General features: G+C 67.7%; 5 protein-coding genes. 4 read left to right on the forward strand and 1 reads right to left on the reverse strand.

What is annotated here, in order from left to right:
* Nucleotides 1–13: 13 nt before the first annotated feature.
* Nucleotides 14–496 (reverse strand): macro domain-containing protein, encoded by a 483-nt coding sequence (locus tag FHS34_RS39220; RefSeq protein ID WP_184974824.1) that lies wholly within the window; start codon nt 494–496, stop codon nt 14–16.
* Between the two features lie 111 nt (nt 497–607).
* Here FHS34_RS39220 and FHS34_RS43640 point away from each other — a divergent pair, with 111 nt between their 5' ends.
* The 4 genes from FHS34_RS43640 to FHS34_RS39230 all read left to right on the forward strand — a co-directional run bounded on the left by FHS34_RS43640 (nt 608) and on the right by FHS34_RS39230 (nt 5,747).
* Nucleotides 608–736, forward strand: a complete 129-nt coding sequence (locus FHS34_RS43640; RefSeq protein ID WP_263978499.1) for a hypothetical protein — start codon at nt 608–610, stop codon at nt 734–736.
* On the forward strand, nt 733–1,221 hold the full coding sequence (locus FHS34_RS39225; protein WP_184974815.1) for a hypothetical protein: 489 nt from the start codon (nt 733–735) through the stop codon (nt 1,219–1,221). The genes FHS34_RS43640 and FHS34_RS39225 overlap by 4 nt, the downstream gene beginning before the upstream one ends.
* A gap of 121 nt (nt 1,222–1,342) precedes the next feature.
* Nucleotides 1,343–1,570: a CU044_2847 family protein gene (locus FHS34_RS42080; protein WP_225817895.1), complete on the forward strand. Its 228-nt coding sequence runs from the start codon at nt 1,343–1,345 to the stop codon at nt 1,568–1,570.
* 13 nt (nt 1,571–1,583) lie between these two features.
* Complete coding sequence (locus FHS34_RS39230) at nt 1,584–5,747, forward strand: nSTAND1 domain-containing NTPase (RefSeq protein WP_184974828.1); 4,164 nt, start codon at nt 1,584–1,586, stop codon at nt 5,745–5,747.
* Nucleotides 5,748–6,041 lie beyond the last annotated feature (294 nt).

The raw sequence follows: 6,041 nt of genomic DNA on the forward strand, positions 1-6,041 counted from the left end.
CGCAGGTCCATGGTCAACTGATGGGTGTGTTCTCGTAGTCGTAGACGGTGGCGGCGATGTCACGGGCACTCAAGGTTCTGGTGATGATCGGCTCGATGCGTTCCCACTTGCCGCCGGCGAGGCCGCAGCCGAGGCGGGGCATGTGAACAGAAGCCTTGTTGACAAGGGCGTGCTCAGCGACGGCCCGCAGGCAGCGTTCGACGGCGTCGTATCGGATGGGCGGACCGCTGCTTCCCACCTTCATGCCGCGCTGCGCGACCATGTTTGCGACCCAGATGTCGGCTCGGACGCGGACCATCTGTACTGCTCCGAGGGCGAAGTCGTTACCTGCCCGCTCGCGGTGCCAGCGGCGGTACTCGCGCTCCGGTTCGGGCCAGTGACGCGAGATCGCCAGCATGAATCCCTTGCCCCATCCGCCGAGGTCATTGCAGATATGGGCGATGATCTTCGGGCCCTTCGCCTGTGGGTTGGTCGCGTCGCCCGCGACGATCTTCAGCGCCCGGGCAGTCGTTCACCCGGAACACGGCCCGGCCGGTGCCGGTGCGCGCCTGAGGCGTGCGTGGGAAATGTTCGAGGACACCTTTGCCCCTTTCGGGTTACAGGAGGCATGGGAACCGTTCACGTCCGAGGACTGGGCCTGCCACTGATCACCGTGGGCGCGGCCCACCGCACACCCGTTGAGGAAGACATGAGCGACACCCCTGCCGAGGAGATCCCCCTCTCCTGCTGCGCGTGATCCCGCAATCCGCCGACTCCATCGCCGGCCTGTTCGACCAGCCGGCACAGGCGGCCGTCACGAACCGGGACGCGGTGGTGCAGTTGTACGAGCTGCTGACCGAGTGCTTGACCACTCCGGTCCTGATGCCGCAGCTGACGAGCGACAGCCCGGACTCACAGCTGCTCAGCCGCTGCTGGGACTTCGTCGACCGCATCGTGGCCCACTCCTCCGTGTACGTCCGGGGAGCCGTCCACTTCGAAGTGCTGGAACCGCTTCTGGACGCCGAGGGCCTGCTGCAGAAACGCCTGGCCCTGCACGAAGGACAGAACCCGAACACGCACCCTGAAGATGCTGGACGCCTACGGCGTTCCCGTGCCGGGCTTCAGGCGCCCTTCCATCCGTACGGGCGACTCCGGATGCGGCATCCGCTGGCTCTGGTGACGATCAAGACGAGGGAGCGGCGGAGCCAGCCCTGGCCAGTGAACGGTTCCGGCGCGCTCTAGTGCCGACCGGAAGGAAGAGCCTTGGCGTATACGGCCCGCATGGGCGGGGGCTGCCTCCTGGCCGCGGCTCCGGCTGCGGCGGCGGGGCCGGTTGAGGCCGGTCGCATCCGCGACGCCGTTCATGGCCTGCCGGCAGCCCTGCGGCAGGCTCCGGGCTCGGTCACTCAGGCTGCGCGCGACACTCGACGAGCTACGGAAGACAGGCCCCGACAGGACAGCGGTGGAGTTCGGCCCGGACCTCGCGGTGGACGCCGGTTCCATGATCACGAAGGCCAGCGCCAGCTCCCGTGCCAGGGTGACGATGACGTGGCAGCGGAGCCGTCCTGGCGCTGCGGAAGGCGTGGAGTGATTCGGTGGACGGCATGCGTACGGTGAGCGCCGACGGCGAGGGAGCGTCTGGACTGCTCGCTGCTGTTGTGCAGGTCCTGAGACCGGAAGGACAGGTGGTCGGGGCTGGCTTCCTGGTCGCGGAGGACCTTGTCGTCTCCTGTGCACACGTCATGCTCGAGGCCGGAGCAGGACCGGGTGACACGGTGCAGCTCGCGTTCCCGCATGCGCCCGGTGCCCCGCAGGTCGAGGGGTCGGTGGAGGCGGGGGCGTGGCGCGCGCCGGAGGACGACGACGTGGCCGTGATCCGGTTGAGCGGCAGCGTCGAGGGCGTGACGGCGTTGCGGTTGGGCTCGGCGGCAGGCTGCCGAGGTCATGCGGTCCGCTCGTTCGGGTTTCCTGCCCAGGCGCCGGCGGGAGGCCACTTCGGGTTCGGTGTGGCCGGGGATCTGTTGCCGGCCACTGACAGCAGGGGGATGCATCTCCAGCTGACCGCCGCGAACGACCTGACCACCGGGTTCAGCGGCGCACCGGTCGTGGACGAGGTGACCGGCCTGGTCATCGGCCTGGTCACCGAGATCACCGCCCTCGACGAGCACGAGCGGGGACAGGGCATCGCCTACGTCACACCCACACAGACGCTTCGGGAGATACGGCCCGACCTGACCGAGCACGACGTATGTCCGTACCGCGGGCTGGAGCCGTTCACTGCTAAACACGCCCAGTGGTTCCAGGGCCGCGACGACGCGTTGCAGCAGGTGCTTTCGAACCTTGCTCACCAGCAGCGGGTGACCCTGTTGCTGGGACCGTCCGGCTCGGGTAAGTCGTCCCTGGTGCAGGCGGGTGTGCTGCCCGCTCTGGCCGCGGGTGCGTTGCCGGGCAGCGACACATGGCTGCCCGTTCTCGCCCGGCCGAGACAGGATCTGCTGGCCGAGCTGGAGCGCGCTGGACTGCCCGGGGCCGCCAGTACTGGTATCGCCGCGGCCGTTACCCGCAGGCTCGCGGCCGAACCAGGTCATGAGCGGCTCTTGTTGGTCATCGACCAGTTCGAAGAGCTGCTCGCCGAGCCCTACAACGGCCGCCGACAGGAGCACCTCGCCGCCCGTCTTGCCGCCACCGACCAGCTCACCACCGCGGTCAAGTCGCACGCCCGGCTCAGCGTGATCCTGGTCATGCGCGACGACTTCTACCCGCAGCAGGCCGCCCTCGCGCCCCGGTTGCTGGAGGCCGCGATGCCGGGACTCCTGAACATGCCGGGAACCCTGAGCGAGCACGACCTGCATGACATCATCACCCTGCCCGCCGAAGACGTGGGCGCCTGCCTGGAGTCCGGGCTGCCAGAGCGCATCATCGCCGATGTCCTGGCCACCAGCCCCGAGGGCACCCTCGTCCGCCGGGTGCCGGTGACCGTGTTGCCACTGCTGGAGCTGACGCTCAGCGAGTTGTGGAAGCGACGTCAGGACGGATGCCTCACCCATGACGCCTACCGGCGCATCGGCGGTGTCGCCGGCAGCCTGACCACATGGTGCGACACCGCCCTGGACCAGCTGCCCCCGGGGCACCAGCCCATCGCGCAGCGCACCCTCACCGCGCTAGTCCGGCCCGCCGATCCCGACCATCACATTCCCGCCATCCGGGCCCAGGTTCCCCTTCAGGAACTGCGCGAACTGGCCGCGGACCCCCACGGCGGCCCCGGGAGCGACCGGGTCATCGACGAAGTTCTCGCGGTGCTCACCCGGCAGCGCATCATCACCACGCATACGCCCAGTGCGTCGGGGCCTCCTGAGACCCCTCCCGCGCTCCCGGTGGCCGAACTCATCCACGAGGCGCTGATCCGGGACTGGAGCACTCTGCGTGACTGGGTGGGACAGGACCACCGCTTCCACGAGTGGCTCGACCACACGCGCGAGCAGCGGGCCCGCTGGGTCGAGACGCGCGATCCAGGAGACCTGCTCGGGGGCACAGCGCTCGCCGAAGGACTCGACTGGTCCCAGCAGCGCCATCTGCCAGCCGACATCACCGCATTCCTCGCGGCCAGCCACGAGCGCCAACAGTCCGTCATCCGACGCAGCAAACGTCTGAACGCGGTGCTGGCCACTCTGCTGGTTCTCGCCCTCCTCGCGGCGGGAGGCGCTGTGTGGCAATGGCACAGGGTCGCGGAGGAACGGCAGGCGGCGCTGTCGCGGCAGCTGGCGGCAACCTCTGCGACGCTCATCAGCGGAAACTCCGACGTGGCCGCGCTCTTGGCTATCGAGGCCTACCGCACCAGCCCCACTCCGGAGGCTGTCGAGACTCTGCAGAGGGTTGCGGCGCTGCCGCTGAAGAGGCGGCTGGTCGGCCACACGAGCTGGGTGAACGGCGTGGCGTTCAGCCCAGATGGAAAGACCGTCGCCAGCGCCAGCGCCGACAACACGGTACGGCTGTGGGATACGGCAAGCGGAAGGAACAGTGTCACTTTAGAGGGCCAGCAAGGCCCGGTGGAGGGAGTGGCGTTCAGCCCGGACGGGAAGACCGTCGCCGGCGCCGGCGACGACAAGACCGTGCGGCTGTGGAACGTAGCCACTCACAGGCCCATCGCCACCTTCAGGGGCCACAAGGCGGCAGTGGAGGCAGTGGCGTTCAGCCCCGACGGGACGACCGTCGCCAGCGCCAGCGACGACAAGACCGTGCGGCTGTGGGACGTGGAAAGCAGCAAGTTCCGGGCTACCTTGACCGGTCATGAGTCAGAGGTGTACACGGTGGCGTTCAGCCCTGACGGGAAGACTGTCGCCACTGGCAGCACAGACGCCACCGTGCGGTTGTGGGACGTGGCAACAGGCCGGTTCCGTGCCGCTTTGACCGGTCACGAGAACACCGTCTTCTCAGTGGCTTTCAGCCCCGATGGAGAAACCCTCGCGACTGGCAGCGCCGACCAGTCTGTGCGGTTGTGGGACGTGGCCGAACGCAAGAACCGCTCCACCTTGACGGGGCATACGGACTTGGTGATGTCGGTGGCGTTCAGTCCTGACGGGAAGACTCTCGCCACTGGCAGCAGCGACCAGACGGTGCGGCTGTGGGACGTGGCCACCGGCAGAACCCAGACCACGCTGACCGGCCACACCCAGGAGGTGCGGGCGGTGGCGTTCAGCCAGGACGGCAAGACTCTGGCCACGAGCAGCAGAGACTCCACCGTGCGGTTGTGGGACGTGGCCACGGGCAAGTCCCGCACCACGTTGACCGGCCATGCGGGTTGGATCTATTCGGTGGCGTTCAGTCCCGACGGAAAAACCCTCGCAACCAGCAGCAGCGACCAAACGGCGCGGCTGTGGGACGTCGCCACCGGCAAAATTCGCACCGTCTTGAGGGGGTATACGGGCTGGGTGAGGTCGGTGGCGTTCAGTCCTGACGGGAATACCATCGCCAGCGGAAGCAGCGACCAGACGGTGCGGCTGCGGGACGTAGCCACCGGAAAGACCCGCACCACGTTGTCCGGCCCCACTGACGAGGTGACCGCGGTGGCGTTCAGCCCAGACGGGAAGATGCTCCTGGCTGGCGGCCTCGACGGGAATGTGCGGGGCTGGGATGTGGCCACAGGGGCTTCCCTCGGTGAGCTGCCCCAGACCGACCAGGTCTATTCGGTGGCGTTCAGCCCGGACGGACACTACGTGGCCGTCGGCCTGTTCGACGACAGCGTTTTGCTGTGGCGCTTGGCTACCGACTCGGAACCTGTCACCCTGACCGGTCACGACGGCCCGGTGAAGTCAGTGGCCTTCAGCCCTGACGGAAAGACCCTCGCCACTGGCAGCTACGATCACACCGTGCGGTTGTGGAACGTGGCCACCCACAGGACTATTACCGCCTTGACGGGCCACACCGGGCCGGTGGCGTCAGTGGCGTTCAGCCCTGACGGGAAGACGATCGCCAGCGGAAGCTACGATCACACGGTGCGGTTGTGGGACGTGGCCAAACACAGGAGCCGCACCACCTTGACGGGCCATACGGACGAGGTGTGGTCCGTGGCGCTCAGTCCTGACGGGAAGACCATCGCCAGCGGAAGCAAAGATCACACCGTACGGCTGTGGGACACCGCCTTCGTCCAGCCTTCCGCAGCAATCGATAAAATCTGTCGCGCCGTCAACCGAGACCTCACCGCTGAGGAACGGAAGGTGTACCTTCCGGACTCCTCAGTCGGCCCCGTGTGCCCCACGCCGTCCACCTGAGTCCTGTTCGTAGCTTGAGCCAAGCTTGTTCTTCTCGATCCCGACAACGGTGCTGAGGACGCGACGCCGCTCATTTTGGAATGGCTCGGCGAGCGGGGCATGGAGGCCCCGATTCGGGTCGACGGTGGGGCAGGACGACGAAGCCTCTCGTGCCCTTGGGAAGACGGTGCGCAGGGTGATCCAGAGGCGTTCCCGGGTTTAGGCGCTGTTTCTCGGATCTCCCTGCGTGAGTGGGGCGTTGGGGGCAGGCTGGCTGCATGGGACGTGGTGACCTGACGAATGCGGAGTGGGATC

The sequence above is a fragment of the Streptomyces echinatus genome, assembly GCF_014203595.1.
Taxonomy (GTDB): domain Bacteria; phylum Actinomycetota; class Actinomycetes; order Streptomycetales; family Streptomycetaceae; genus Streptomyces; species Streptomyces echinatus.